Consider the following 26,403-nt stretch of genomic DNA (forward strand, 5'->3'; position numbering starts at 1 on the left):
CGCGGGGGCCGCGCCCCCTTCCGGAGATCGTCATGAACGTCCTCTCGCAGCTCATCGTGAGCGGCATCGCCGTGGGCATGATCTACGGCGTCATCGCCTTCAGCTATCAGCTCACCTTCGCCACCTCGAAGACCCTGAACTTCGGCCAGGGCGAGGCCCTGATGCTGGGCGCGCTGGTGGGCCTCACCACCATCAATTTCCTCATCGGCCAGGCGCTCGGCACCCTGTGGGCCTACCTGCTCATGCTGCCCATCGTCTTCGCCTTCGGCCTCGCGCAGGGCGCGGTGGTGGAATGGCTCGGCGTGCGGCAGGCGGTGAAGGCGAAGTCGGAAGCCGGCTGGATCATGGCGACCATCGCGCTGGGCATCATCTTCCGCAACCTCGCCGAGAACATCTGGGGCCGCGACGCGCTGCGCTTCCCCTCCCCGCTGCCGGAGGCGGCGCTCACCATCGGGCCGGTGCGCATCCAGCCCATGGAGATCGCCATCGTCATCGGCGCGCTCGCCATCATGCTGGCGGTGGAAATCTTCAACCGGCGGTCCATCTTCGGCAAGGCCGTGGTGGCCACCGCCAATGACCGCGACGCGGCGGGCCTGATGGGCATCGACACGCGGCGCGTCATCACCTTCTCCTACGCACTCTCTTCCATGACCGCGGCCTTCGCCGGCGTGCTCATCGCCCCCGTCACCCTCACCGGCGCCACCATGGGCGCGGTGCTGGGGCTGAAGGCGTTCGCGGTGGCCATCATCGGCGGCCTGTCGAGCGGCATGGGCGTCATCGTCGGCGGCCTCATCCTCGGCATCACCGAGACGCTCACCGGCTATTACATCTCCACCGGCTACAAGGACGTGCCGGGCCTCGTGCTGCTGCTGCTGGTGCTCTCGCTGAAGCCCTCGGGCCTGTTCGGCCGCGCCACCATCAAGAAGGTCTGAGCCCCATGCTCGCGCGCCGCCTCCTCTCCTCCACGGGGTCGCTCCTCGGCCTCGCGGTGCTCGTCGTGCTGCCGTTCGTGGTGACGAGTCCCTATTATCTCCACCTGCTGGTGACCATCGCCATCTTCTCGATCCTGCTGCTCGGGCTCGACGTGGTGTTCGGCTATACGGGCGAGGTGTCCATCGGCCATGCCGCGCTGTTCGGCATCGGCGCCTACACGGCCGGCTGCCTCGCCATGCATTTCGGCATCGGCTTCTGGCCGGCGCTGCCCTTGGCCATCGTCGTCGCCTGCCTGTTCGGCGTGGTGCTGGCGCTGCCGGCGCTGCGCGTCACCGGCCCCTATCTCGCCATGGTGACGCTGGCCTTCGGCACCATCGTGCAGATCCTCATCAACGAGATGACGGATCTCACCAACGGTCCCCTCGGCATCAAGCTGACGACGCCCCTCTTCATCGACCTCAGGTGGCTCGGCGACACCATTCCGCTGTTCGACATGTCGCTGAAGCGCATGAAGGAAGTGGAATATTACTACATCGCCGCCATCGCGCTGGTGCTCACCCTCATCATCATCAACCGCATCCTCGCCTCCCACCTCGGCCGGGCGTTCGAGGCGCTGCGCGACAGCCCCATCGCGTCCGATTGCATGGGCGTGTCGGTCTACAAGCACAAGGTGCTGGCCTTCGTGATCTCCGCCGGCCTCGCCGGCCTCGCGGGGGCGCTGTTCGCCTATTCGGAGCAGTATATCGCGCCGAACAATTTCGGCTTTGAGCTGTCGGTGCAGTTCCTGCTGGCGGTCACGGTGGGCGGGCGCAAGTCTCGGCTGGGGCCGATCCTCGGCGCGGTCATCATCGTGTTCCTGCCGAACCTGCTGTCCGACATCGAGCTGTTCCGCTACATCGCCGGCACCATCGCGCTCATCGCCGTCATCGCCGGCGCGCGGGCCTTCGTGAAGGATCCGGAGAACCGCGTGCGCAACGCCATTCCCGTGGTGCTGTGCCTCGCCTTCTTCGTCTTCTCGATGCTGCTGCAGAAGATCACCGACTACAAGCTCGCCGTCTTCGGCGTGATGATCCTGTTCGTGGTCTATTATCTGCCGGACGGCATCGTCGGCTTCCTCAAGCGCGCCGCCGCACAGCTCTGGCCGAGCCTCGTGCAGTCCCACGCCGTCATCCACGCCGACACCCACGGCAAGGCGGTCACCGCCTCCCACGAAGGCCATTCGGGCGTGCTGCTCCACGTGGACAATGTGGTGATGCAGTTCGGCGGCCTGCGGGCGCTGGATCAGGTCTCCATCGAGGTGAAGCCCGGCACCATCCACGGCCTCATCGGGCCGAACGGCTCGGGCAAGAGCACCATGATGAACGTGCTCACCGGCATCTATGTGCCCACCGCCGGCGCCGTCCGGTTCAAGGGGCAGGACATGGCCGGCAAGACCTCTTCCGACATCGCCAGCGAGGGCATCGCCCGCACCTTCCAGAACGTGCAGCTCTTCGCCGAGCTGACCCTGATCGAGAACGTGCTGGTGGGCCTCCACCACACCTATCAGGCGACCTTCGCCGAGGTGGCGCTGGGCCTGCCGCGCATAAGGCGGGAGGAGAAGGCGGCGCGCGAGCGGGCCATGAGCCTCCTCGCCTTCGTCGGCCTCGCGGACCTTGCCAACGAGGAGGCGCGCAACCTGCCGTATGGTAAGCAGCGCCTGCTGGAGATCGCCCGCGCACTGGCCCTCGACCCCGCCCTTCTGCTGCTCGACGAGCCCGCCGCCGGCCTCACCGCGCCGGACATCAAGCACCTCGTGGAGATCATCAAGAAGGTGCGCCACGCGGGGCTCACCATCGTGCTCATCGAGCATCACATGGATGTGGTGATGGGCCTGTGCGACACGGTGACAGTGCTGGACTTCGGCCAGAAGATCGCCGAGGGCAAGCCAGCCGAGGTGCAGGCCAACGAGCGCGTCATCGAGGCCTATCTCGGCGGCGCCGCCGCTGCGGCGGAATGAGGAGATCGCCATGCTCGAAGTGAACGATCTCGTCGCCGGCTACGGCAAGGTGAAGGTGCTGCACGGCCTCTCCCTCAAGGTGGAGGAAGGCCGGCTCGTCACCCTCATCGGCTCCAACGGCGCCGGCAAGACGACGACGCTGCGCGCCATCTCCGGCATGATCGTGCCGGAATCAGGCACGGTGCGGCTAGGGGGCGAAGACCTCACCGGCCAGCCCTCCTTCAAGATCACCAAGAAGGGCCTCGCCCACTCGCCCGAGGGGCGGCGCGTGTTCCCCACCCAGAGCGTGAAGGACAACCTCCTGCTCGGCGCCTTCCCCCGCCTCACCGGGGCCCGGGAGCGCGGCGACGTGGAGGGCGACCTCGACCGCATGTTCACCCTCTTCCCGCGCCTCGCCGAGCGGCGCGCCCAGCTTGCCGGCACCCTCTCCGGCGGCGAGCAGCAGATGCTCGCCATGGCCCGCGCGCTGATGCTGAACCCGCGCGTGCTGCTCCTGGACGAGCCCTCCATGGGCCTCGCCCCGCGCCTCGTGGCGGAGGTGTTCGCCACCATCGCGCGGCTCAAGGAGCAGAAGATCACCATGCTGCTGGTGGAGCAGTTCGCCGCCGCCGCGCTGGAGGTGGCCGATTTCGGCTATGTGCTGGAGAACGGCCGCGTCGCCGCCAAGGGTCCGGCGGAAGCGCTGCGCAACGACAGCGCGGTGCGCGCCGCCTATCTCGGACACGCCCACTGAGGGGCGCCGCCCACTGAGGGCGAACGCCTGATCGCAACACGAAGGGCGCCCCAGTGGGCGCCTTTTTTGTTTGGCCGGAAGTGCTCCTTCCCAGCGCTTTTCTTTATGGGATTTTTATTTCGGCCCATCGCGGCCCGTCTCGAATCTTTATGCGCAAGGTGACACCTTTCGATCGCTGAGCAGCGGCCGGGCGAAAAGGTTCCGGCGCTGCGGCCGGTCGCGACGCAGGTCCTCCCGCGTCATTGCGGCCCGACACTTCTGCGAGGACGGACGTCCCATGCTCGACATTCTGATGCTCGCCCTGGCCGGCGGGCTTTTCGCTCTCGCCATCGGCTACGGCTACGCCTGCGAGCGGCTCTAGCGCCGGCTTACGGCAAGAAAGCTCTTCGGCCACCCAAGCCGTCATGCCCTGGCTTGTCCGGGGCATCCACTGCGTCGCCCTCTGCGCGCCACAAGATCTCGCACCGGCCTGGCCGCGAAGTGGATCCCCCGGACGAGCCGGGAGATGACCAACCTTCATAGTATTCGAAGGAAAAATCCATGACCCTAGACTTCGCATTGGGAGGCCTCATCACGATAGGTCTCCTCTTTTACCTCACCCTCGCGTTGCTGAAGCCCGAGCGGTTCTGAGGAGGCACCGATGACCCTCAACGGCTGGATCCAGATCGCCCTGTTCTGCGCGATCATTCTCGCGCTCACCCCGCTCCTCGGCGGCTACATGACCCGCGTGTTCGCGGGCGAGCGCACATTCCTCTCCCCGGTCCTGCGCCCGGTGGAAGGCGCCCTCTACGGCCTCGCCGGCGTGGACGCCAAGCGCGAGCAGACGTGGCTCGGCTACACCCTCGCCATGCTGGTGTTCCACGTAGGCGGCTTCCTCATCCTCTATGCGATCCTGCGCCTGCAGGACCTGCTGCCGCTGAACCCGCAGGAGATGGCGGCGATGCCGCCGGACCTGTCGCTGAACACCGCCATCAGCTTCCTCACCAACACCAACTGGCAGAATTACGGTGGCGAGAGCACGCTCAGCTATCTCGCGCAGATGCTGGGGCTGACCCACCAGAATTTCCTCTCCGCCGCCACCGGCATCGCGCTGGCGGTGGCGCTGATCCGCGGCTTCTCTCGCGCCTCGGCGCAGACGGTGGGCAATTTCTGGGTGGATGTCACCCGCTGCACCCTCTACGTGCTGCTGCCGCTGTGCATTCCCTACACCCTGTTCCTCGTCTGGCAGGGCATCCCGCAGACCCTCGGGCCCTATGTGGATGCGACCACGCTGGACGGCGCGAAGCAGACCATCGCGGTCGGCCCCGTGGCCTCGCAGGTGGCGATCAAGATGCTCGGCACCAATGGCGGCGGCTTCTTCAACGCCAATGCCTCCCACCCGTTCGAGAACCCCACCGCCCTCTCCAACTTCGTGCAGATGCTCTCCATCTTCGCGCTGGGCGCGGGCCTTACCAACGTGTTCGGCCGCATGGTGGGCGACGCGCGCAAGGGCTGGGCGATCCTCGCCGCCATGGGCGTCATCTTCGTCGCGGGCGTGGCCGTCACCTATTGGGCCGAGGCCGCCGGCACGCCGGGGCTGAACGCGCTGGGGCTGACGGGCGGCAACATGGAAGGCAAGGAGGTGCGCTTCGGCATCGTCGCCTCGGCTCTCTTCGCCGTCATCACCACCGCCGCCTCCTGCGGCGCGGTGAACGCGATGCATGACAGCTTCACGGCGCTCGGCGGCATGATCCCGCTCATCAACATGGAGCTGGGCGAGATCATCGTCGGCGGCGTGGGCGCGGGCATGTACGGCATGCTGCTGTTCGTGGTGGTGGCCATGTTCGTGGCCGGCCTCATGGTGGGCCGCACGCCCGAATATGCCGGCAAGAAGATCGAGGCCAAGGAAGTGAAGATGGCCATGCTCGCCATCCTCGTCCTGCCCTTGATGATGCTCGGCTGGACCGCGGTCGCCACCGTGCTGCCCTCGGCGGTGGCCTCCATAAACAATCCCGGGCCGCACGGCTTCTCCGAGATCCTCTACGCCTTCACCTCGGCGACGGCGAACAACGGCTCGGCCTTCGGCGGGCTCACCGGCAACACGCCCTTCTACAACGTGACGCTTGCCATCTCCATGTTCATCGGCCGCTTCATGATGATCGTGCCGGCCATGGCGCTGGCGGGATCGCTGGCGGCGAAGAAGACCGTGCCGGCGTCGGCGGGCACCTTTCCCACCCATGGCGGGCTGTTCGTCGGCCTGCTGGTGGGCGTCATCCTCATCGTCGGCGGCCTCACCTTCTTCCCGGCGCTCGCGCTCGGGCCGATCGTGGAGCACCTCGCGGCGGTGGCCGGCCAGACCTTCGGGGGCTGAGATGGCACGCAGCACCCCTCCCGCGCGGGCTCCGGCCCTGCGCACCTCCGAACTCATCCTCCTTTTGACCCTCGCCGCCTTCGTCCTCGTCGCCGCCATCCAGATGGTGGCGCTCGTTGTCGGCAAACCCTGATTTCCGGGAGCCATCCATGGCCAAGCCCCGTTCCAGCAGCATCCTCGACCCGGCCATCCTGGTGCCGGCCATCGGCGCGTCGTTCAAGAAGCTCGATCCGCGCGCGATGGTGAAGAACCCGGTGATGTTCGTGGTGGAGGTGGTCGCCCTCCTCACCACAATTCTCTTCGTCCGCGACGTCGTGGCGGGAGGGAGCGGCCTCGGCTTCTCCTTCCAGATCATCCTGTGGCTGTGGTTCACCGTGCTGTTCGCCAATTTCGCGGAAGCGGTGGCGGAAGGGCGCGGCAAGGCGCAGGCGGATTCGCTCCGCCGCACCCGAGCGGAGACGCAGGCGAAGCTCCTCACCGGCGCCGGCAATGACTGGCGAGAGGTGGCCGGCACCTCGCTCAAGGTCGGCGACGTGGTGCTGGTGGAGGCGGGCGACGTGATCCCCTCCGACGGCGAGGTGGTGGAGGGCGTCGCCTCGGTCAACGAGGCGGCCATCACCGGCGAGAGCGCGCCGGTGATCCGCGAGAGCGGCGGCGACCGCTCCGCCGTCACCGGCGGCACCACGGTCATCTCCGACCAAATCAAGGTGCGCATCACCGCGGCGGCCGGCTCCACCTTCCTCGACCGCATGATCCACCTGGTGGAAGGGGCGGAGCGGCAGAAGACGCCGAACGAGATCGCCCTCAATATCCTGCTCGCGGGCATGACGCTGATCTTCGTCTTCGCCACCGCCTCCATCCCGAGCTTCGCCGCCTATGCGGGGGGCACCATCTCCGTGGTGGTGCTGGTGGCGCTGTTCGTGACGCTCATCCCCACCACCATCGGCGCGCTGCTCTCGGCCATCGGCATCGCCGGCATGGATCGCCTGGTGCGCTTCAACGTGCTCGCCATGTCCGGCCGCGCGGTGGAGGCGGCGGGCGACGTGGACACGCTGCTCCTCGACAAGACCGGCACCATCACGCTGGGCAACCGGCAGGCGGCGGAGTTCCGCCCCGTTCGCGGGGTGACCGCGCAGGAGCTGGCGGACGCGGCGCAGCTCGCCTCGCTCGCCGACGAGACGCCGGAGGGCCGCTCCATCGTGGTGCTGGCGAAGGAGAAATACGCCATCCGCGGCCGCGACATGGCGACCCTGAACGCCCATTTCGTGCCCTTCACCGCCCAGACCCGCATGAGCGGCGTGGATGTGGACGGAAGCGTGATCCGCAAGGGCGCGGTGGATGCCATCCTGAAGGATCTCCAGGCGTCCGGTGCGGGCGCGCGCCCGCTCTCGCCGGAGACGCTGCGCGAGGTGCAGGCCATCGCCGAGGAGATCGGCAAGGCCGGCGGCACCCCTTTGGCCGTGGCGCGGGATGGCAAGGTGTTGGGCGTCGTCTATCTCAAGGACATCGTGAAGGGCGGCATCCGCGAGCGCTTCGCCGAATTGCGCCGCATGGGCATCCGCACGGTGATGATCACCGGCGACAACCCGCTGACCGCCGCTGCCATCGCCGCCGAGGCGGGCGTGGACGACTTCCTCGCCGAGGCCACCCCCGAGGCGAAGCTGAAGCTCATCCGCGACGAACAGGCCAAGGGCAAGCTCGTCGCCATGTGCGGCGACGGCACCAACGACGCCCCGGCCCTCGCCCAGGCGGACGTGGGCGTCGCCATGAACACCGGCACGGTGGCCGCCCGCGAGGCCGGCAACATGGTGGACCTCGACAGCGACCCGACCAAGCTCATCGAGATCGTGGAGATCGGCAAGGCGCTGCTGATGACGCGCGGCTCGCTCACCACCTTCTCCATCGCCAATGATGTCGCGAAGTATTTCGCCATCATCCCGGCCATGTTCGTGGCCTTCTACCCGCAGCTCGGCGCGCTGAACGTGATGGGCCTCGCCTCGCCGCAGAGCGCCATCCTCTCGGCCATCATCTTCAACGCCCTCATCATTATCGCCCTCATTCCGCTGGCGCTGAAGGGCGTCACCTTCCGGCCCATCGGGGCGGCGGCGCTGCTGAAGCGGAACCTGCTCATCTACGGCCTCGGCGGGATCGTGGTGCCGTTCGCCGGCATCAAGCTGATCGACGTGGCCGTCACCGCCCTTCACCTCGTCTGAGGAGAGCCCCCATGCTCAACACCCTCCGTCCCGCCTTCGTCCTCGTCGTCCTTCTGACGGCGCTGACGGGCCTCGCCTACCCCCTCGCCATGACCGGCGCCGCGCAGCTCATCTTTCCCGCGCAAGCCAATGGCAGCCTCATCGAGAAGAACGGCACCGTGGTCGGCTCGGCCCTCATCGGGCAGGCCTTCACCTCGGAGCGCTACTTCCACGGCCGGCCCTCCGCCACCACCGGCGCCGATCCGGCGGATGCGTCCAAGACCGTTCCCCAGCCCTATAACGCCGCCAATTCCATGGGCTCGAACCTCGGCCCCACCAACCCCGCACTGTTCGAGCGGGTGAAGGGCGACATGGCGGCGCTGAAGGGTGAGAACCCCGGCGCGGCGGTGCCGGTGGACCTCGTCACCACCTCCGCCTCGGGGCTCGATCCGGACATCTCGCCGGAGGCCGCCCTGTTCCAGGTGCCGCGCATCGCCAAGGCGCGCGGCGTCAATGAGGACGTGCTGCACCGGCTGGTGGCGCAGACCACGCAGGAGCCGACCTTCGGCCTCCTCGGCGAGCCCAAGGTGAACGTGCTCGCCCTCAATCTCGCGCTGGACCGCTTCGCCGGCGCAAAATAGAAAAAGCGGGACCGCAGCGGCCCGGCCCGGAGACGGCAATGCCCGAAGAGCGCGAGAGCGATCACCGCCCCTCGCCGGACGCCCTCCTGAAGGAGGCGCAACGGGAGGGCCGTGGCCAGTTGAAGATCTTCCTCGGCGCCGCCCCCGGCGTCGGGAAGACCTACGAGATGCTCGCCTCCGGCCGCACCCGCCTGAAGGACGGTGCCGATGTGGTGATCGGCGTGGTGGAGACCCACGGCCGCAAGGAAACCCAGGCGCTGGTGGAGGGCTTCGAGATCGTCCCCCGCCGCACCGTCTCCTACAAGGGCCGGCAGCTCGAGGAGATGGACCTCGACGCCATCCTCGCCCGCAAGCCCGATCTGGTGCTGGTGGACGAGCTGGCCCACACCAACGCCCCCGACAGCCGCCACGCCAAGCGCTACATGGACGTGGAGGAACTGCTCGCCGCCGGCATAAACGTCTATTCCACGCTGAACATCCAGCATGTGGAGAGCCTGAACGACGTGGTGGCGCAGATCACCCGCATCCGCGTGCGCGAGACGGTGCCCGACGCCATCATCGACCGGGCGGACGAGATCGAGGTGATCGACATCACCCCCTCCGATCTGATCCAGCGCCTGCACGACGGCAAAGTCTATGTGCCCGACACCGCCCGGCGCGCGGTGGATAATTACTTCTCCCCCGGCAACCTCACCGCCCTGCGCGAGCTGGCCCTGCGCCGCACCGCCCAACGGGTGGACGAGCAATTGCTCAGCCACATGCGCGCCCATGCCATTTCCGGCCCGTGGGCGGCGGGCGAGCGGGTGCTGGTCTGCATCAGCGAGGACAAGCGCTGCGCCGCTTTGGTGCGCTATGCCAAGCGCCTCGCCGACCGGCTGAGGGCGCCGTGGGTGGCGCTCTATGTGGAGACCCAGCGCAGCTTCCAGCTCGGCGACGTGGAGCGCGACCGCATCGCCGAAGTGCTGCGCCTCGCCGAGCGGCTGGGCGCCGAGGCCGTCACCGTGCCCGGCGGCGCGCACATCGCCGACGACGTGCTCGCCTACGCGCGCGCGGCCAACGTCACCCAGATCGTCATCGGCAAGTCGGACCGCTCGCGCTGGTTCGAGATTCTGTACGGCTCGGTGGTGCATGACCTTGTGCGCCGCTCCGGCAACATCTCGGTGCATGTGATCGCCGGCGATATCGGCGAGCCCCCTTCGGGCGAGGCCCGTGCCGCCGCGCCGATGCCGGTGCGAAGGGAGGTGCGGGCCTATGCGGAGGGCGCATTCCTCGTCGCCGCCGCGACGCTCATCGGCCTCGCCCTGCAACGCCTTTTGGGGCTGCAGAATGTCGCCCTCGTCTTCCTCACGGCCGTGCTGGTCAGCGCGGTGCGCTCGGGCCTGTGGCCGGCGCTGGCCACTTCGCTCGCCGCCATGCTGGCGTTCAATTTCTTCTTCATCCCGCCGCTCTACACCTTCACCATCGCCGATCCGGAGAACGTGATCGCGCTGTTCTTCTTCCTGGTGGTGGCGGCCATCGCCAGCAATCTCACGGCGCGGGTGCGCGGTCAGGCGCTGGCCGCGCGGGCGCGCGCGAAGACCACGGAAGACCTCTATCTCTTCTCCAAGAAGCTGGCGAGCGCGGTGAGCCTCGACGACCTGCTCTGGGCCACCGCCTTCCAGATCGCCTCCATGCTGAAGGTGCGCGTGGTGATGCTGCTGCCGGAGGATGGCGCGCTCACCGTGAAGGCCGGCTATCCGCCGGAAGATGCCATCGATGCGGCGGACCTCGCCGCCGCCAACTGGACCTACGAGAACAACCGCCCCGCCGGCCGCGGCGCCGATACGCTGCCCGGCGCGCGCCGCCTGTTCCTGCCCATGCACACGGGGCGCGGGGCGGTGGGCGTGGTGGGCATCGACAAGGACAAGGAGGGCCCGCCCCTCTCCCCCGAGGAACGCCGCCTGCTCGACGCCCTCGCCGATCAGGCCGCCCTCGCCGTGGAGCGGGCGAACCTCGTCTCCGACGTGGAGAAGGCGCGGCTCGATGCCGAGACCGACCGGCTGCGCTCGGCCCTTCTCACCTCCATCTCGCACGATCTGAAGACGCCGCTCGCCTCCATCCTCGGCGCGGCGGGCACGCTCAGGAGTTTTGCCGCCGCCCTCAGCGAGGACCAGCGCGGCGAGATGCTGGCGACCATCGAGGAGGAGGCGCTGCGGCTCAACCGCTTCATCGCCAACCTGCTGGACATGACGCGGCTGGAATCCGGCGCCATCGTGCCCAATGCCTCGCCCAACGACCTCGCCGAGATCGTCGGCAGCGCCTTGCGGCGGGCCGCCTCCATCCTGAAGGACCACAAGGTGGAGATCGACCTTGCGCCGGACCTGCCCATGGTGAACGTGGACCCGGTGCTGTTCGAGCAGGCGCTGTTCAACCTCCTCGACAATGCCGCGAAATATGCGCCGGCCGGCTCCCTCGTCTCCCTCCACGGCTGGGCCGAGGTCGGGCAGGAGGGCGCGCACGTGACGTTGCAGGTGCTGGACGAGGGGCCGGGCATTCCGGCGGAGGATGTGGAGAAGGTGTTCGACAAGTTCTTCCGCGCCCGCAAGCAGGATCAGGTACGGGCGGGCACGGGCCTCGGCCTTGCGATCTGCCGCGGCTTCATCGAGGCCATGGGCGGCACGATCACGGTCGCCAACCGGGCCGACCGGGCGGGCGCGGTCTTCACCGTCGATCTGCCGGCAGGCGCGCTCGCCCCGGTGCTGGAGGCCGCGCCATGAGCGCGCCCGTCAAGCTCCTCGTGGTGGATGACGAGCCGGCCATCCGCCGCCTGCTCGCCACCGGCCTGCCGACACAGGGCTATGGCGTGGAGAGCGCCGCCACCGGCGCCGAGGCGCTGGCGCTCATGGCCGCCGGCGCGCCCGATCTCGTGCTCCTCGATCTCGGCCTGCCCGACATTCCCGGCCGCGACCTGCTGCGCCGCTGGCGCGAGGAGGGGCAGACCTGCCCCATCATCATCCTCTCCAGCCGCACCGACGAGCCGGGCATCGTGGAGGCGCTGGAAGCGGGGGCGGACGATTACGTCACCAAGCCCTTCGGCATGAACGAGCTGGTCGCGCGCATCCGCGTCGCCCTGCGCCACCGCCTCCAGCAGCAGGGCGAGAAGCCGCTGTTCGTGGTGGGCGACCTTTCGGTCGATCTGGTGCGTCGGATCGTGAAGGTGAAGGACAGGGAGGTAAAGCTCTCGCCCAAGGAATACGCCATCCTGCGCGTGCTGGTGCAGCATGCGGGCAAGGTTCTCACCCATCATTACCTGCTCTCGCAAGTGTGGGGCGGCAGTCAGGATCTGCAATATCTGCGCGTCTATGTCCGCCAGCTGCGGCAGAAGCTGGAGGATAATCCCGAGAAGCCCCGCTACATCCGCACCGAGACCGGCGTCGGCTATCGCCTCACCGAGCCGGAGTGAGCGTCACCCGCCGCTGAAGCTGCCCGCCCTGCTCCGGCCCCGGAGGTTCAGCCGAAGAACACGCGCTCGGCCGTTCCCCTCAGCAGGAAGTCCCGCTGCGTGTCGTCGAGGGGCGCGCGGCGGGCGATGAAGTCGAAGGCGGCGCGCAGGGTGTTCGGCGGCTCGCGTTCCAGCACCGGCATGTCGCTACCCCACATCAACCGGCCCGCGCCGAACGCGGCGAGGAGCGCAACGAGCTGCGGGATCACCCGGTCATAAGGCGGCGTGTCGAACTTGTTGAGGCCGGAGATTTTCACGCTGACGCCGGGAAAGGCCGCAAGGGCCATGAGCCGGTCCAGCTGGCGCGCGTCGCCGGGCATCACATGGGCCATGTGGTCGAGGCAGACATTCGTCGCGGGGTAGCGCCGGCACAGTTCGGAGATGTGTACGAGCGCGTCGTCGCTCATGTCCGGGCTGTCGCGCAGAAGGGGACACAGCACGAGGTTTTCCTCCGCCGCCGTCGCCCAGATGCTCGCCATCACCGGAGAGGTCAGCCAGGCGGCCGTATCGACGCCCCTCAGGCGGAAGCCCTTCACGCCGGCCGCCTTGGCCGTCCGCATGGCGTCGGACGCATCCACCCGCCGGTCGTCCACCGCGCCCACCACGGCGAATGTGCCGGGATGCGCCCGCGCCGCGTCGGTCAGGTAGGAGCTGTCAGTGCCGAAATAGCCGATGTGCTGCACCAGCACGACCCGCGCCACGCCGATGGCCGTCTCGCGCGCCAGCAGGGTTTCGATGTCGTAATCGGGCGGATCGCGATCGCGCGCTGTCTGGTCGTGGACCATGGGGTAGCGGGTGAGATCGCCGCCCCAGCTATGGCTGTGCGCATCAATGCGCCCGCCAGCCGCCATCGCGCGCGACACGGCGCCCCCGGCAAGCGCCAGCGCCGCCGCTCCCGCCAGCAGGCGGCGGCGATCAAGGCTGCCGCTTGCCCATCCGTCACTGTGCGTCATCGCCTGCCTCGCGCCCGGAACAGCCGCGCCCTAGATGGGCATGGCGTGGCCCGTTCTGGCAAGAGCGCCGGGCGGCGCCGGGCGGCGGCGGGCGGTGCCAGCCGGCTCAGACCAGCGCGTCCGCGCTCCCGTGCACGGGATGAAGCACCTCATGCACATGAGCCGCCAGCGCCTCCGCCCGGCTTGCCAGTTCGTGCACCAGCGCAGGGTGCTCGGCCTGAGCGTGATCGAGAATGGCGGAACCAATGGCATCCAGATAGTCCGCCACCGCTGCCGGCAGATGAAGCTCCGGCATATGGGCCGTCGCGAGGGCGCCATGGGCATGCGCGGCGGCATCGATCAGCCCCTCGGCCCGCGCTTCCAGCGCCGCGAACACGGCGGACAGATCGTCCGGCGCGCCCGAAGCGGCCGCCTTCAGGGTCGCGAAGGGGTCGGATGTGATCCCGTCCGTCCCGGACGCAGGCTCGCCCGAAGCAGAAAAAGCGGAAACCCGCGAGGCCGTTCCGCCGCCGGTGCCGACCAGCGTGATCGTGACATCCTGGGTCGCGGCCGCTCCGGATGTATCCGTCACCCTGACCACGAACGTCTCAGCCCGCGTCTCGCCCTCGGCCAGCGGCGCCACCTTGGCCTCGTCCACCGCATAGGACCACTGGATGATGCCGGCACCGTTCACGTCGCTGACGACCCTGGCCGTAAGCGTGCCCAGCGCATCGGAGGGACTGGTGACACTGGCGGTGTGAGTATCCGAGGTGTCAGCGTCGGCGAACTGGATGGTGCCCGTTGTCGCGAGGCTCTTCAGACCGCTCTGGTCGATGATGACCGGCCCATGGACATTGGGCGCGCCGATCGATGCGATGAAGATGTCACTTGCGCCGTTCGTGTCGCCGGCCACCAGATTTGAGGCATCTGACTGAAAGACGATCTGCTGACCATCGGGCGTAAAGACCGGACTGATGCTGCTGCCATCGCCCGCAACCCGCGTGATGACACCCGTCGCCAGATCCTTCACGAAAATATCAGTCCAGCCATTGTCGTCCCCGGCAACAAGGTTGCTCCCACTCGAACCGAAAGCCACCTTCGTGCCATCCGGCGAAAACGCAATTTTTCCATAGCTTGGATTATTGGCGACATCACCTTGTAAATTGGCACTCGCCACCGTCACGTCATTTGTGACCAAATCTTTGACCAGCACCTGAACTTTATCATACTGCGAATCGGAATTCGGATTTCTAGACGAAAGGAATGCCAGTTTGGAACCGTCCGGGGAAAATACCGGGGCAATCGGTCGGGAGCCGGCGGCATACGAAACGAACGTAACTTCACCCGTTGCAAGGTCCTTGATGTAGTAAGCATAAGGGCCGGCCACCCCCGGCCCCGCCTCGGACCCCGTTGCAGCAAAGGCGATCTTGGTCCCGTCCGGAGAAAACACGGGATCATAGCTGTCGGTTTCGAAGGCCTTGCCGCCGGCGTTGGTCGAAACCAGAGTAATCGCACCCGTCGACAAATCCTTCACGAAAAGATCAGTGTGGCCGGTGTCGCCGGCGACGAATTGGGAATTGGATTGAAAAGCAATCTTCGTTCCATCCGGCGAAAAAACCGGTCGATCGCTTGATGAAGTTCCCTGACCACCGTTCGCGCCTGTGGAAACGCGCGTGATGGCACCCGTATCAAGATCCTTAATGAAGACATCGGCGGCACCGTTGGTATCGCCTTGGACGAGATTGTTCGCCAGCGACACAAATGCGACCTTGCGGCCATCCGGCGAGAACGCGATATCGCCGGTGCTCATGTCGTTGCCGACCCGCCCTTGAGCATCGGAGGAAACGATCACGACGTCGCCCGTCACCCGGTCCTTGACCATGACCTGCTGATTGGTGCCAGACGGAAAGAAACCTCCGGCCGGCACCGATACGAGATTCCCGGCGCCGGACAGAAAGGCCACCTTGCTGCCATCCGGCGAAACGGCCGGCATCGAGCTCGCTCCGCTTCCCGGCTGGCCCGCTGCCGTCGCCGAAAGCAGCACGGGATCGCCCGCCCAACTGGTTACCCCGATCGTTGGCGCATGGGTCTCGAACGACAGCGAGACATGCGCGCTTGCCACACCCTTGTCGGCATCGGTGACGGTAAAGGTCACGTCGCGGGCGTTCGTTGGTGCCGTCGAAGATGTCGAACGATAGGACACCTGATCGAGCAGCGCGCTCATCTGGGCATCGGATATGGCGGACTTCAAGGTGAAAGCGAGGTCGTGGCCGGACAAGCCATTGGCGGAAACAATGCCAACCTGCTTGCCATCGAGATACAACTTCGTGCCGGTGATGCTGAATGCCCCGCTCGACAGATAAAACTCATCCGTCGATGTTCCGCCCGCCAGGTGCACGCTCAGCTTGCCATTCTTGAACCCGGTACCATCAGGATTGGCCACGTGGGCATCAGAGTCGATGACAACACCCGCCTCGGCTGCCGAAGGCCGGAATTCCTGCGTCGGACCAAGATCGGAGAATTTCGGAGCGTCCCCTTCCGGCTTGAGCTTAAGCCGCATACTGGCGGAGGAGGCTGGCCCCTCAGAGAAGGAAAGCGAAAATGTCACCGCTCGCGCGGCACCCGATGGCGCGTCGCCCGAATAAGAGTATGCGATCGCACGCGCGAGCGCGGTGACTTCCTCATTCGTTACATCGGACTCAAGTATTATACTTAAATATTGATCCGTTCCGGCCGACGTCTCCCAGCCAATGTGTTTTCCATTGTAGAATATCGAAGACGTTTGAGCTGTCGTATCGACCAGAGTGATACCGCCGACTTGCGATATACTGAAGTGATCGAGCGTGGTCGAATTGGCCATTCTCACATCGAAAAATGCGTTCGAAGCAAAACCATTCGGTGGGGCCGCAAACGTCACATTCGAATCCAGCACCACCGGACCCGCATTCAGCGTGTTCTCGGCCAGCGTCTTGCTCCTGTCGAGCCCGCTGAAGCCGGTTTTTGCCTTTGCCGCCATGACCGCAACTCTCCCTGACCAGAGTTGCAATTAGGGGTAGCGAGACGCGATGGCCCGGTCTAGGCGGTGACGGAACGGCAGGCCGAAGATGGCACGGGCAAGCGACCAATGGGCCACAGTGCGGCGCGGCCGGTTCAGCCGCCATCGCCCGAAACAACGCCATGCCAGAGCTCTCGCTCTACCAGCGCAGCAGCCGGCTACCCACGAGCGCGCCCGCCGCCGTCACCACCGCCACCGCGATGCTGTACCAGGCGAGCAGGAACAGCGGGGAATCATCCACGCAATGCAGCGCGTAGAGCGCGGCGCCAATGCCCCCCGCTGCGAGGCCCGCGGCGGCGCCGGCGAGGGTCGGACGGGTCGGCGCGCCGCGACGCAAAGCCAGGAGGAGCGCGCCGAGGGCCGGCGCGGCGATCATCGGGATCAGCGTGGCGCAATAGATGGCATAGCGCCCGACGAGTTCGGCCCCCCACGCGGCCGCAGGTGTCGTCGCCAGCTCGGCCGCGACCCCCGCCGCGAGCAGCAGCACCGGCAGCAGAAGCGCCCGAGCGGCGCGCCCCACCGTCGCCCCGGGCTGCGACAGCCGCAGCGCCAACACCACGGCGGACGCAGCAAGGGAGAGCGTCACCGCGAACTTGAGGAGGAGGCGCCATTCTCCCAGCAGCGCGAGAAGCCCGGGACGCGGCGAGAGACGCCAGGCGAACACGCACGCCGCCGCCACGACGCCGAAGACAAGCGCCAGGGCGAGCGTGCTAGCGAAGCTGCGCACCGGTCGCGCATCGGCGGCCAAAGCGCGTATGAGGTCATCCGTCTTCACGATTCTCCTTCACTCCTCCCTCAGGCGGGCCGAAAGGCTCGCAAAGGCCCGGTGCAGTGCCACCCGCACCGCCCCGGGGGTCATCCGCATCCGCTCCGCCGTCTCGGCGACGGACGCGCCCTCCACCGCCACCGATCGCAGGACCGCCTGCTGCTTCTGCGGCAGCAGGGCGAGGTGGCGCTCCACATCCGCCGCGCCGGCATCCGGCCGCTCCTCCGGCGCGGGAAGGAACTCGGCGAAATCCTCCACCGGTACCTCCACCCGCCGCCCGCGCCGGCGCAGATGATCCACCATCTTGTTGCGGGCGATGGTCCAAAGCCAGGGGCCGAGGAGATCCTCGGCACGCCAGGTGTGCCGCTTCAGATGCACCGCCAGCAGCGTCTCCTGCACCACGTCCTCCGTCTCCGCCGTGGGCGCGCCGAGGCGGATGAGACGACGCTGCACCACGGTGCGCAACGCGGGCGCGAGCTCGCGTAGCAACTGCTCATAGGCCACGCCCTCGCCGGCAAGCGCGCGCCGCATCAATTGCGCCCACCGCTGTTCGCGGTCGTCCATCTCCACGTTCCCGAAACCCAGTTCGCAGGCGACACGCCGAACGTTACAGCGCGGCCGAGGCCGCGCCGGAATGCGCAAGGATCATTCTTCGCCGCGTTTCGCAAGGCAATGGGCGAATGGGCCGCGGCAGGGGCGGAGCGATTGGACGCGCCCGGCATCCGGCATCGGAAATCCTGCAAGGCGCGGTGCGGAAAGGCGGCGGCATTCGGCCGGATGGGCATCAATCGCGCACATCGCCTCTTCGCAAGGCGCCGCAAACCAAGGCAATTGCGCCGGAACGAGGCAGACCGGCCCCCATGCCGGCGCGGTGGCGAAAGGCCCGCCTGCCGCATGGGAATATGCGCAAGCCCCCCTGCACATTTGCGCCCTTCCGCGCCCGGCTCGCTGCGCCATCATGAGCCGGCGCAACCAACGCCGCCTGATTGGCAGAAGAGCCCGATGACCGTCCAATATCCCCGCTTCAAGGCCGCCGCCTGCCACGCCTCGTCCGTCTTCCTCGACGCGGACAAGACCGCGGAGAAGGCCTGCGACCTCATCGCCGAGGCCGCCGCCAACGGCGCGTCGCTGGTGGTGTTCCCGGAATCTTTCCTGCCCGGCTTTCCGGTGTGGGCGGCGCTGCAGGCCCCCATCTACAATCACGGCTTCTTCCGCGCGCTGGTGGCCGAGGCGCAGAAGCTGTCGGACGGGGCCATCCGCACCATCCGCATGGCGGCGCGCCGGCACGGCGTCCACGTCTCCCTCGGCTTCACCGAGGGCACCGATGCGAGCGTCGGCTGCATCTGGAATTCCAACGTGCTGATCGGGCCGGACGGCGCGATCCTCAACCACCACAGGAAGCTCGTCCCCACCTTCTACGAGAAGCTGGTGTGGGCGAACGGCGACGCGCGCGGCCTGCGTGTAACGTCCACCGAGATCGGCCGGGTCGGCATGCTGATCTGTGGCGAGAACACCAATCCGCTTGCGCGCTATGCCCTGATGGCGCAGGGGGAGCAGGTGCACATCTCCTCCTATCCGCCGATCTGGCCGACCCGTCCGCCGGAAGAGGCCGGCGCCTATGACCTGAAGCGCGCCATCGAGATCCGCGCCGGCGCCCACGCCTTCGAGGCCAAGGTGTTCAACATCGTCGCCTCGGGCTTCGTCGATGCCGCCATGCGCGAGGCCATGGGCAGCATGGGCAAGGCGAGCCTCGAGGTGATGGACAAGTCCCCCCGCGGCATCTCCATGGTGCTCGATCCCACCTCGCAGGTGGTGGGCGAGGTGCTGGGCGAGCACGAGGGCATCCTCTACGCCGAGATCGACACCGCCCGCTGCGTGGAGCCCAAGCAGTTCCACGACGTGGTGGGCTATTACAACCGCTTCGACGTGTTCCACCTGGAGGTGGACCGCTCCGCCCGCGAGCCGGCCTATTTCTCCGAGGGCGCGGCCATCGCCCGCGCGGCCGAGGACGGGGCGCTCGACCCCGCGGCGGACGTGCTCTTCGCCAACGGCGCGGCCTGAATTTTCCCTCCACCGGGGCCGGCAACGACCGGCGCCGCATCACCTGAAAAAATCACCTTCCAGAGGATCATCACATGGCAACGGATCGAAAGCTTCCGGCTCGAAAGCTGTTCAACCTCGCAGGCGCGGTGCTCTCCGCGCTGTCGCTGGCGACAGCCCCCGCGCTCGCCCGCGACACGGTGAAGATCGCCTTCATCGGCCCGCTCACCGGCGGCAACTCCGCCACCGGCCTCGGCGGCCGCAATTCCGCGGCGCTGGCCGTGGACCTGCACAACGCCAAGCCGGACGCGAAGTACACCTACGAGCTCGTGCCCTTCGACGACGAGTGCAAGCCCAACGTGGGCGTGCAGGTGGCCACCAAGGCGGCGTCCGACAAGTCGGTCATCGCCGGCATCACCCACTATTGCTCGGCGGTGGCCATCGCCACGGTGGACACCTACAATCGCTTCGGCCTGCCGGTGGTGGTGTGGGGCGCGGTGCTGCCGGAAATCACCTATGGCAACGACTACAAGGAAATCCACCGCGTCAACGGCACGATGATCAACGAAGGCAAGATGGCCGCGGAGTTCCTCACCAAGCAGGGCTTCAAGACCTTCGTCGTCATCCACGACACCACCGACTACGGCAAGGGCCAGAACAAGTATTTCGCCGAGAATCTGAAGCCGAAGGGCGGCGAGATCCTCGCCACCTTCCCGGTGCCGCCGGACCAGCAGGACTTCACCGCCGAACTGACCAAGGTGAAGGAGCTGAAGCCGGACGTGGTGTTCATCGGTGGCCTCACCCCGCTCGGCGTGCGCGTGCGCTCGCAGATGGACCGCCTCGGCATCCCGGCTCAGCTCGCCGGCGTCTCCGGCATCATGAGCGCCGGCTTCATCGAAGGCGCCGGCCCCGCCGCCGAGGGCACCGTCTCGTTCCACAATGGCGCGCCGCTGACCAAGTATGCCGACGGCAAGGCCTTCATGGACGCCTATGCCAAGGCCGGCTACCGCGAGGACCCGGACGCCTACGGCCCGTTCGCCTTCTCCGCCGCCAACCTCATCATGGACGCCATCGAGAAGGTCGGCCCGGACCGCAAGAAGGTGCGCGACGTGCTCAACACCACCAAGGGCTACAAGGCGCTGGTGGGCGAGATCAATTTCGACGACCACCGGCAGAACATCGTCTCCGCCAACGTCTATGTCTCGCAGGACGGCAAGTGGGTCTACTGGCCGGACAGTGCCTATGCGACGGGCAACAAGAAGCTGCCGGGGAAGGTTGCGGGCAACTGAGGGGCCTCGCGGATACCCCCGCCCAGGGATAACGGCCGCTCCCCGTCGTCCCGCGCCGTCATCCCCCGGCTTGTCCGGGGGATCCACCCGGAAGCCGGGGCCGGCGCATCCTGCGCAGACGCGGCGTTTTCGGCGAAGTGGATGCCCCGGACGAGCCGGGGCATGACGGCCGGGAAAAATCTGAACACGCCCACGGCGCCCTTCTTGCAGCGCGCCGGACCATGCTTCCCTTGAGAGACCCGCCATGGACCCCGGACTTCTCGCCCAATACCTGTTCAACGGGCTGATGCTCGGCACCATCTACGCCATCGTCGCGGTCGGCTTCTCGCTGTTCTTCGGCGTGCTGGACGTGATCAAATTCTCCCACGGCGACGTGGTAAGCGTGGGTGCCTTCTCCGCCTTCGGGGCGGCGGGGCTGATGGCGGCGCTCGTCAGCCTCTCCGGCCCGCTGGCGCTGGCGGTGGGGCTCATCGCGGCGCTGGGCGCGGGGGCTCTTTCCGGCGTCATCATCGGCCGCCTCCTGGTGCTGCCGCTCAAGAACGCGCCCGGCGTCAACGTCCTGCTGGCGACCCTGATGGCGGGCACCGTGCTGCGCGAGGCGATCCGCCTCGGCGTGCCCAACGGCGGCAATCCCAAGCCCTTCCCGGCCCTGCTGCCGGACGGCGTGCTGAAGGCCGGATCGTTCAGCGTCGGCGTGGACAGCGTCATCATCCTCCTCGCCGGCCTCGGCGTGGTGGTGGCGACCCATCTCGTCATCACCCGCACACGCCTCGGCCTCTCCATCCGCGCTGTGGCGCAGGACGAGGAGGTGGCGCAGCTCGCGGGCGTCAGCTTCAACCGCACGGTGCTCGGCACCTTTGCTTTAGGGTCGATGCTCGCCGGCCTCGCCGGGCTGATGCTTGGGCTCTACTATCGGGAGATCAATTTCAACATGGGCGTGATGCTCGGCATCATCGGCTTTGCCTGCGCCGTTGTGGGCGGGCTCGGCAGCCTCATCGGGCCGATCATCGGCGGCTTCCTGTTCGCGGGCGTGCAGACGCTCGTCACCGTCCTCCTGCCCTTCACCAGCGCCTACAAGGACGTGGTGGCGTTCGCCGTCATCATCGCCCTCATCGGCCTCTTCCCCACCGGCCTCATCGCCGAGAAATCCAGCGAGCGGGTGTGAGATGAGCATGGCGGACCTTGCCCCATCCCTTCCCGCACAGACGGCTCGCACCGGCACCCTCGCGCGCCTCCTCGTCGCGGGCACAGTGGCCCTCCTTTTCGCCGGCGGCGGCTTCCTGCTCCATGTCGAACAGCAGGGCCAGGTGATCGCTCTGCTCGCCGCCTTCGTCGCGGTGTTCGCACTGGCGGAGAAGGTGCCCGCCGGGCGCCGCATCGCCGCCTTGTGTCGCGCCCATCCCGGCACGGTGAACCTCACGGCGGCCCTCAGCATCCTCGCCATCGCCGCCGTTCTGCGGGAAGAGCACTACACGCTGCTGATGATGGCGACCGTCGCCCTCTTCGCCACCGCCGCGGCGGGGCTCACCCTGCAGATGGCCTTCGCCGGCGTGCCCAATTTCGCCGGCGCCGCCTTCTTCGCGGTGGGCGCCTATGTGGCGGCGCTGCTGGGGAATACAGGCATCCCCCATCTGCTCGTCCTCGTCATCGCCGGCCTTGCGGCGGCGGTGCTGGGGCTCGTCCTGCTGCTGCCGGTGCTGCGCACGCGGGGCCATTATGCCGCCCTCGTCACCATCGCCTTCGGCCTGCTGCTGCGCGCCTTCCTGGAGGTGAACGACGTGCTGGGCGGCCCGCAGGGCATGAAGGTGAAATCCTTCTCGCTGTTCGGCCTCGACTTTAGCCGGATGACCGAGATCGGGCCTTACGACGTCTCCTTCTACCTGCCCTATGCGCTCGCCTCCTGCGCCCTCTTCGCCCTCGCCTTCTTCCTGGTGCGGCGGCTGGAGACCTCGTTCGTCGGCGTGGCGCTCGATGCGGTGCGCTCGGACGAGGTGGCCGCCAGCGTGTTCGGCCTCTCCATCGCCCGCTGGAAGGCCACCGCCTTCCTGCTCGGCAATGCCATGATCGGCGTCGCCGGCGCGCTCTACGGCATGATGAACGGCTTCGTGAACCCCAACAGCGCCAATTTCGGAGACAGCCTCATCATGCTGTCCATCCTCGTTCTGGGCGGGCTCGGCAACCTGTGGGGCGCGGTGGTGGCGGCGGTGGTCATCCTCGTCATCCCGGAGAAATTGCAGGCGATCCAGGAATTCCGGCTCGTCATCTTCGCCCTGCTGGTCATCGCCATCCTGCGCTTCCGCCCCTCCGGCCTGATGCCGCGCGCGGTGCGCGACTTTTCCGCCCTCGTGAAGGGAGGCTCCCGATGAGCCCGCTGCTCGCCTGCTCCGGCCTCACCATGCGCTTCGGCGGCCTGACCGCGCTGGACGCCCTCGACATCAGCGTGGGGAAGGGCGAGACCATCGGCCTCGTCGGGCCGAACGGCTCGGGCAAGACCACCTTCTTCAACGTGCTCACCGGCCTCTACAAGCCCTCGGCCGGGGCGGTGCGACTGGAGGCGCAGGACCTCTTCGCCCGCTCGGCGCAGGAGATCGGCAGGGCGGGCGTCGCCCGCACCTTCCAGCGCTCGCGCCTCATGCTGGACCAGACGGTGTTCGACAACATCGCCCTGGGTGCGCTCGGGCGGCTTGACCTCAGCCTCCTCTCCGCCCTCGTGCTGCGCGGCCGCTTCCGCCGCCAGCTGTCCGAGCTGGTGGAGCGGGCGACCGCCCTCACGCGCCGCTTCAATCCGCAGATCGCCGCGAACCTGTTCAAGCCGGCCGGCAGCTTCACCATGATCGACCGGCGCCGCATCGAAATCTGCCGGGCGCTGGTCGGCGCGCCGCGCCTGCTGCTGCTGGACGAGCCTTCCGCCGGCATGACCCATGACGAGACCCGCCAGCTCATGGACGATCTCCTCGCCTTCCGGGAGGAGATGCCGGACCTCGCCATCGTCCTCGTGGAGCATGAGATGGACGTCATCCGCCGCATCTCGGACCGCTGCATCGTGCTCAACTTCGGCAAGAAGATCTTCGAGGGGCCCTTCGACGCCCTCATCGCCGACCGCGAGGTGCAGACCGCCTATCTCGGAGGCGCCCAATGAGCCGACCCCAAGCGCCCCGTCTCGAAGCCTCCCGCCGCCTGTCCGTCTCCGGCGTCACCACCGGCTATGACCGGGCGGACGTGCTGCACGATGTCTCCATCGAGGCGAAGCCCGGCCGCATCACCTGCATCCTCGGCGCCAACGGGGCGGGCAAGTCCACCCTCATCCGCTCCATCCTGGGACTGACGCCGGTGCGGCGCGGATCGGTGGCATTCGGCGGCGACACCATCACCAATCTCGCCACCCACCGCATCGCCGCGCTCGGCATCGCCACCGTGCCGGAGGGCAACCGCGTGCTACCGCGCATGACCGTGCTGGAGAACCTCAAGGTCGGTGGCCTCCTGGAGAAGGACCGCCACCGCCTCGCCGCGCGCATGGAGCGCATGTTCGAGACCTTCCCGCGGCTGAAGGAGCGGCGCAACCAGCTCGCCGGCACCCTCTCCGGCGGCGAGCGCTCCATGCTCTCCATCGCCCGCGGGCTGATGACCGATCCGGAGCTGATCGTGTTCGACGAGCCCTCCCTCGGCCTCTCGCCCTTGTTCGTCGCCGAGGTGTTCCGCATCGTGCGGCGGCTGAAGGAGGAGGGCTACACCATCCTCCTCGTGGAGCAGAACGTGCGGCAGACGCTGGACGTGGCCGACGACGGATATGTGCTGGCGCAGGGCCGCGTCGTTGCCTCGGGCACCAGCGCCGCGCTCGCCGCCGATGGCGAGCTGCACAAGGCCTATTTCGGCGTTCACTGACGAAAATCACCAATAGCCCGCGCGGCGCATGAGCGGGCCCACTTGGCATCGGTCGAAGACCGAGGCCGATGGCAAAACAAGGACGATACCCCATGGCCATGCCCGTCTATGACCGCGTCCATCCCCTGCGCAAGCCGAAGGGCTTCGAGCCGGTGGTGCAGCGCTGGTCCACCGCCTTCGCCAACAACTGCCGTGCGCTCTGCGTCGCCTTCCACGGCGTGCAGGGCAAGAGCGCGGAGGAGGTCCACGCCTCGCCCTTCTTTGGCTGGATCGAGGCGGCGCTGACCCTGCCGGATGGCCCCACCGTGAGCGATCACGCCGCCTTCGTGGACCCGAACGGGCTCTACACGCACATCGTCGCCGCCTACTGGCTGGATGAGGCGAAGCGCGACCGCTTCCTCGCCCACCCCATCGTCGCCGGCTGGTGGGACGACGCCGCCCGCCTCACCGAGCCCACCGGCTATTTCCGCGAGAGCATGACCGTGCCGGTGGAGCGGCAGGAGAGCATCTACTGGCAGGACTATGCCGGCGGCCTTTCCGCCGCGCCCGACGTGGCGCTCTATCCCACCCCGTGGTGCGGCTATTACGGCGCCATGCGCGACCGCATCCCGCTCGCCGCCGCCGATGCGCTGGAGAGCCCCGTCCACGCCCTCTTGCCGGTGGAGCGCGAGACGAGGGGTGCGCGCTGGCGGCTCGCGATCCCGCACAATTTCGCGGTCATCCGCTCCGCCGCCTTCTGGGGCCGCTGCGATCCCGAGCAGGCGGAGAACTACATGCGCGAGCTGCGGGAGCCGCTGCTGAAGGGCATGGATTTCCTGAAAGAGAACGGCGAAGCGTCCGGCTGCGCCTCCCTGCGCTTCCAGCAGACCTGCGATGCCCAGGGCGTGCCGGTGCTGGAGACCCATGCGCTGGGCTATTTCCTCTCCCTCGGCCATCTGGAAAACTGGGCGGAGCACCACCCCACCCACGAGGCCATCTTTTCCGCCGCCATCGCCCGGTATCGCAAATACGGCAAGGCCAACCAGCTGCGCACCTGGCACGAGGTGTTCGTGCTGCCGGAGGGCGACAAGCACCAGTTCGAATATGTGAACTGCGCACCCGGAACGGGCCTGCTGGGCTTCCTGCCTGGGGAGCGGGTCTAGGGGCGCTCGCGCGGGCGCCGTCATACCCGACGCGCCCTGCCTGAAGCCGTCATGCCCCGGCAGGTTTTGACCGAGATAGACATTGGCTGACCGTGGAGATTTGAAACCCACTACCATGCCGTCAGGAGACCTGTGAGGATACAAACCCAGCTGGGGGAAAACCGCAACCAGCGCCAGCGCCAGCGCCATGATCGCAACATAAGGCAGCGTGCCGGAGATGATGCGCCCCAGCGGCACCTCCGGCACCACGCCCTTCACCACGAACAGGTTGAGGCCCACCGGCGGCGTGATCAAAGCCATTTCCATGTTGATCATCAAGATCACGCCGAACCAGACCTTGTCCCAGCCGAACGTGTCGATGATGGGGATGATGATGGGCGTGGTGATCACGATGATCGACAAGGTCTCCAGCAAGCATCCAGGGAACAGCAGGAGCAGGTTGATGGCGATGAAGACCAGCCACTGCGGCAAGTCCACCCGCGCCATCACGCGCGACAGCGTGGGGGCGATGTCCGTGGTGGTGAGCGCGTAGCCGAACACCATGGCGCCCGCGATGATCGTCATCACCATGATGCTGCCACGTCCGGTCTCCATCAGGATGAGCCGGCACTTCTGCCAGTCGAGCTCGCGATAGAGCACGGAGGCCAGCAGCAGGCTGACCGCGACGCCGATGGCCGCCGTTTCCGTGGGCGTCGCAATGCCGCTGTAGACCGAGCCGAGGATGATGGCGATGAGCGTCGCCACGGGCAGGATTTCCACCAGCGCCCGCATGTGATCGGACATGCTGACGGGACCCGCGCGCACAGGCTGCGCGGCGCTGACGAACCGCCGGCGGGCGAGCCACATCTGATAGGCGGTGAACAGCAGCGCGAGCAGCAGGCTCGGCAGGATGCCCGCCAGGAACAGCTTGCCGACGGATTCCGCGCCCATGCCGGACGCCGCGATGATGGCGCCCATCAGGATGTAGAGCG

Annotated in this window: 21 protein-coding genes and 1 pseudogene; 17 read left to right on the forward strand and 5 right to left on the reverse strand. The window is 67.5% G+C overall.

The features are described from left to right. Positions 1 to 32 precede the first annotated feature (32 nt). From V5F63_RS16480 to V5F63_RS16525, 10 genes are all read left to right on the forward strand, one after another. A complete protein-coding gene (locus V5F63_RS16480) occupies positions 33 to 932 on the forward strand; it encodes a branched-chain amino acid ABC transporter permease (RefSeq protein WP_029554861.1) in 900 nt (299 codons plus the stop codon). A gap of 5 nt (positions 933 to 937) precedes the next feature. Further along, positions 938 to 2,929 carry a branched-chain amino acid ABC transporter ATP-binding protein/permease gene (locus V5F63_RS16485; protein WP_394100852.1) on the forward strand — a complete coding sequence of 664 codons (1,992 nt, stop codon included), beginning with the start codon at positions 938 to 940 and terminating at the stop codon, positions 2,927 to 2,929. Between the two features lie 10 nt (positions 2,930 to 2,939). After that, positions 2,940 to 3,662, forward strand: a complete 723-nt coding sequence (locus V5F63_RS16490) for an ABC transporter ATP-binding protein (protein WP_209484111.1) — start codon at positions 2,940 to 2,942, stop codon at positions 3,660 to 3,662. 540 nt (positions 3,663 to 4,202) lie between these two features. Further along, a complete protein-coding gene (locus V5F63_RS16495) occupies positions 4,203 to 4,292 on the forward strand; it encodes a K(+)-transporting ATPase subunit F (protein ID WP_209484113.1) in 90 nt (29 codons plus the stop codon). Between the two features lie 10 nt (positions 4,293 to 4,302). Beyond that, entirely contained in the window at positions 4,303 to 6,012 is a 1,710-nt protein-coding gene (gene kdpA, locus V5F63_RS16500) for a potassium-transporting ATPase subunit KdpA (protein ID WP_394100851.1), read from the forward strand. Position 6,013: 1 nt separating this feature from the next. Continuing rightward, positions 6,014 to 6,145: a hypothetical protein gene (locus V5F63_RS16505; protein WP_281066332.1), complete on the forward strand. Its 132-nt coding sequence runs from the start codon at positions 6,014 to 6,016 to the stop codon at positions 6,143 to 6,145. Positions 6,146 to 6,161: 16 nt separating this feature from the next. Continuing rightward, on the forward strand, positions 6,162 to 8,225 hold the full coding sequence (gene kdpB / locus V5F63_RS16510) for a potassium-transporting ATPase subunit KdpB (RefSeq protein WP_394100850.1): 2,064 nt from the start codon (positions 6,162 to 6,164) through the stop codon (positions 8,223 to 8,225). A gap of 11 nt (positions 8,226 to 8,236) precedes the next feature. Next, positions 8,237 to 8,845 (forward strand): K(+)-transporting ATPase subunit C, encoded by a 609-nt coding sequence (locus V5F63_RS16515; RefSeq protein WP_394100849.1) that lies wholly within the window; start codon positions 8,237 to 8,239, stop codon positions 8,843 to 8,845. Positions 8,846 to 8,883: 38 nt separating this feature from the next. Then, positions 8,884 to 11,601, forward strand: coding sequence for a DUF4118 domain-containing protein (locus V5F63_RS16520; protein WP_394100848.1), 2,718 nt, complete (start codon positions 8,884 to 8,886; stop codon positions 11,599 to 11,601). Continuing rightward, positions 11,598 to 12,287 (forward strand): response regulator transcription factor, encoded by a 690-nt coding sequence (locus V5F63_RS16525; protein ID WP_394028103.1) that lies wholly within the window; start codon positions 11,598 to 11,600, stop codon positions 12,285 to 12,287. Before V5F63_RS16520 ends, V5F63_RS16525 begins: the two co-directional genes overlap by 4 nt. Positions 12,288 to 12,334: 47 nt before the next feature. On the opposite strand, the gene V5F63_RS16530 is transcribed toward V5F63_RS16525, so the two are convergent. The 4 genes from V5F63_RS16530 to V5F63_RS16545 all read right to left on the reverse strand — a co-directional run bounded on the left by V5F63_RS16530 (position 12,335) and on the right by V5F63_RS16545 (position 17,643). Then, positions 12,335 to 13,279 carry an amidohydrolase family protein gene (locus tag V5F63_RS16530; RefSeq protein ID WP_394100847.1) on the reverse strand — a complete coding sequence of 315 codons (945 nt, stop codon included), beginning with the start codon at positions 13,277 to 13,279 and terminating at the stop codon, positions 12,335 to 12,337. Positions 13,280 to 13,385: 106 nt separating this feature from the next. After that, entirely contained in the window at positions 13,386 to 16,274 is a 2,889-nt protein-coding gene (locus V5F63_RS16535) for a VCBS domain-containing protein (protein ID WP_394100846.1), read from the reverse strand. 178 nt (positions 16,275 to 16,452) lie between these two features. Next, positions 16,453 to 17,088, reverse strand: coding sequence for an NrsF family protein (locus V5F63_RS16540; RefSeq protein WP_394100845.1), 636 nt, complete (start codon positions 17,086 to 17,088; stop codon positions 16,453 to 16,455). Positions 17,089 to 17,097: 9 nt separating this feature from the next. Then, positions 17,098 to 17,643 (reverse strand): sigma-70 family RNA polymerase sigma factor, encoded by a 546-nt coding sequence (locus V5F63_RS16545; protein ID WP_209484131.1) that lies wholly within the window; start codon positions 17,641 to 17,643, stop codon positions 17,098 to 17,100. 438 nt (positions 17,644 to 18,081) lie between these two features. Here V5F63_RS16545 and V5F63_RS16550 point away from each other — a divergent pair, with 438 nt between their 5' ends. The 7 genes from V5F63_RS16550 to V5F63_RS16580 all read left to right on the forward strand — a co-directional run bounded on the left by V5F63_RS16550 (position 18,082) and on the right by V5F63_RS16580 (position 25,432). Continuing rightward, positions 18,082 to 19,140: a carbon-nitrogen hydrolase family protein gene (locus V5F63_RS16550; protein WP_209484133.1), complete on the forward strand. Its 1,059-nt coding sequence runs from the start codon at positions 18,082 to 18,084 to the stop codon at positions 19,138 to 19,140. 74 nt (positions 19,141 to 19,214) lie between these two features. Further along, the gene (locus V5F63_RS16555) at positions 19,215 to 20,408 is read left to right on the forward strand and encodes a branched-chain amino acid ABC transporter substrate-binding protein (RefSeq protein WP_394100844.1); all 1,194 of its coding nucleotides are present in this window, start codon (positions 19,215 to 19,217) and stop codon (positions 20,406 to 20,408) included. 244 nt (positions 20,409 to 20,652) lie between these two features. Continuing rightward, positions 20,653 to 21,573, forward strand: a complete 921-nt coding sequence (locus tag V5F63_RS16560) for a branched-chain amino acid ABC transporter permease (RefSeq protein WP_209484138.1) — start codon at positions 20,653 to 20,655, stop codon at positions 21,571 to 21,573. A gap of 7 nt (positions 21,574 to 21,580) precedes the next feature. Next, positions 21,581 to 22,774 carry a branched-chain amino acid ABC transporter permease gene (locus V5F63_RS16565; RefSeq protein WP_394100843.1) on the forward strand — a complete coding sequence of 398 codons (1,194 nt, stop codon included), beginning with the start codon at positions 21,581 to 21,583 and terminating at the stop codon, positions 22,772 to 22,774. Next, positions 22,771 to 23,547: an ABC transporter ATP-binding protein gene (locus V5F63_RS16570; protein ID WP_394100842.1), complete on the forward strand. Its 777-nt coding sequence runs from the start codon at positions 22,771 to 22,773 to the stop codon at positions 23,545 to 23,547. Before V5F63_RS16565 ends, V5F63_RS16570 begins: the two co-directional genes overlap by 4 nt. Then, complete coding sequence (locus tag V5F63_RS16575) at positions 23,544 to 24,290, forward strand: ABC transporter ATP-binding protein (protein ID WP_394100841.1); 747 nt, start codon at positions 23,544 to 23,546, stop codon at positions 24,288 to 24,290. Before V5F63_RS16570 ends, V5F63_RS16575 begins: the two co-directional genes overlap by 4 nt. A 92-nt stretch (positions 24,291 to 24,382) precedes the next feature. After that, a complete protein-coding gene (locus tag V5F63_RS16580) occupies positions 24,383 to 25,432 on the forward strand; it encodes a phenylacetaldoxime dehydratase family protein (protein ID WP_394100840.1) in 1,050 nt (349 codons plus the stop codon). A gap of 207 nt (positions 25,433 to 25,639) precedes the next feature. Here V5F63_RS16580 and V5F63_RS16585 read toward each other — a convergent pair. After that, a pseudogene (locus tag V5F63_RS16585) lies at positions 25,640 to 26,389 on the reverse strand (TRAP transporter large permease subunit); the annotation flags it as partial. Positions 26,390 to 26,403: the final 14 nt, after the last annotated feature.

Origin of the sequence: Xanthobacter wiegelii (genome assembly GCF_043193855.2) — a bacterium.
Taxonomy (GTDB): Bacteria; Pseudomonadota; Alphaproteobacteria; order Rhizobiales; family Xanthobacteraceae; genus Xanthobacter; species Xanthobacter flavus_A.

Excerpts from the sequence above, each read along its gene's own strand:
- V5F63_RS16480 (WP_029554861.1), top strand. The coding sequence starts at position 33 with ATGAACGTCCTCTCGCAGCTCATCGTGAGCGGCATCGCCGTGGGCATG.
- V5F63_RS16485 (WP_394100852.1), top strand. The coding sequence starts at position 938 with ATGCTCGCGCGCCGCCTCCTCTCCTCCACGGGGTCGCTCCTCGGCCTC.
- V5F63_RS16490 (WP_209484111.1), top strand. The coding sequence starts at position 2,940 with ATGCTCGAAGTGAACGATCTCGTCGCCGGCTACGGCAAGGTGAAGGTG.
- V5F63_RS16495 (WP_209484113.1), top strand. The coding sequence starts at position 4,203 with ATGACCCTAGACTTCGCATTGGGAGGCCTCATCACGATAGGTCTCCTC.
- kdpA (WP_394100851.1), top strand. The coding sequence starts at position 4,303 with ATGACCCTCAACGGCTGGATCCAGATCGCCCTGTTCTGCGCGATCATT.
- V5F63_RS16505 (WP_281066332.1), top strand. The coding sequence starts at position 6,014 with ATGGCACGCAGCACCCCTCCCGCGCGGGCTCCGGCCCTGCGCACCTCC.
- kdpB (WP_394100850.1), top strand. The coding sequence starts at position 6,162 with ATGGCCAAGCCCCGTTCCAGCAGCATCCTCGACCCGGCCATCCTGGTG.
- V5F63_RS16515 (WP_394100849.1), top strand. The coding sequence starts at position 8,237 with ATGCTCAACACCCTCCGTCCCGCCTTCGTCCTCGTCGTCCTTCTGACG.
- V5F63_RS16520 (WP_394100848.1), top strand. The coding sequence starts at position 8,884 with ATGCCCGAAGAGCGCGAGAGCGATCACCGCCCCTCGCCGGACGCCCTC.
- V5F63_RS16525 (WP_394028103.1), top strand. The coding sequence starts at position 11,598 with ATGAGCGCGCCCGTCAAGCTCCTCGTGGTGGATGACGAGCCGGCCATC.
- V5F63_RS16530 (WP_394100847.1), bottom strand. The coding sequence starts at position 13,279 with ATGACGCACAGTGACGGATGGGCAAGCGGCAGCCTTGATCGCCGCCGC.
- V5F63_RS16535 (WP_394100846.1), bottom strand. The coding sequence starts at position 16,274 with ATGGCGGCAAAGGCAAAAACCGGCTTCAGCGGGCTCGACAGGAGCAAG.
- V5F63_RS16545 (WP_209484131.1), bottom strand. The coding sequence starts at position 17,643 with ATGGACGACCGCGAACAGCGGTGGGCGCAATTGATGCGGCGCGCGCTT.
- V5F63_RS16550 (WP_209484133.1), top strand. The coding sequence starts at position 18,082 with ATGACCGTCCAATATCCCCGCTTCAAGGCCGCCGCCTGCCACGCCTCG.
- V5F63_RS16555 (WP_394100844.1), top strand. The coding sequence starts at position 19,215 with ATGGCAACGGATCGAAAGCTTCCGGCTCGAAAGCTGTTCAACCTCGCA.
- V5F63_RS16560 (WP_209484138.1), top strand. The coding sequence starts at position 20,653 with ATGGACCCCGGACTTCTCGCCCAATACCTGTTCAACGGGCTGATGCTC.
- V5F63_RS16565 (WP_394100843.1), top strand. The coding sequence starts at position 21,581 with ATGGCGGACCTTGCCCCATCCCTTCCCGCACAGACGGCTCGCACCGGC.
- V5F63_RS16570 (WP_394100842.1), top strand. The coding sequence starts at position 22,771 with ATGAGCCCGCTGCTCGCCTGCTCCGGCCTCACCATGCGCTTCGGCGGC.
- V5F63_RS16575 (WP_394100841.1), top strand. The coding sequence starts at position 23,544 with ATGAGCCGACCCCAAGCGCCCCGTCTCGAAGCCTCCCGCCGCCTGTCC.
- V5F63_RS16580 (WP_394100840.1), top strand. The coding sequence starts at position 24,383 with ATGGCCATGCCCGTCTATGACCGCGTCCATCCCCTGCGCAAGCCGAAG.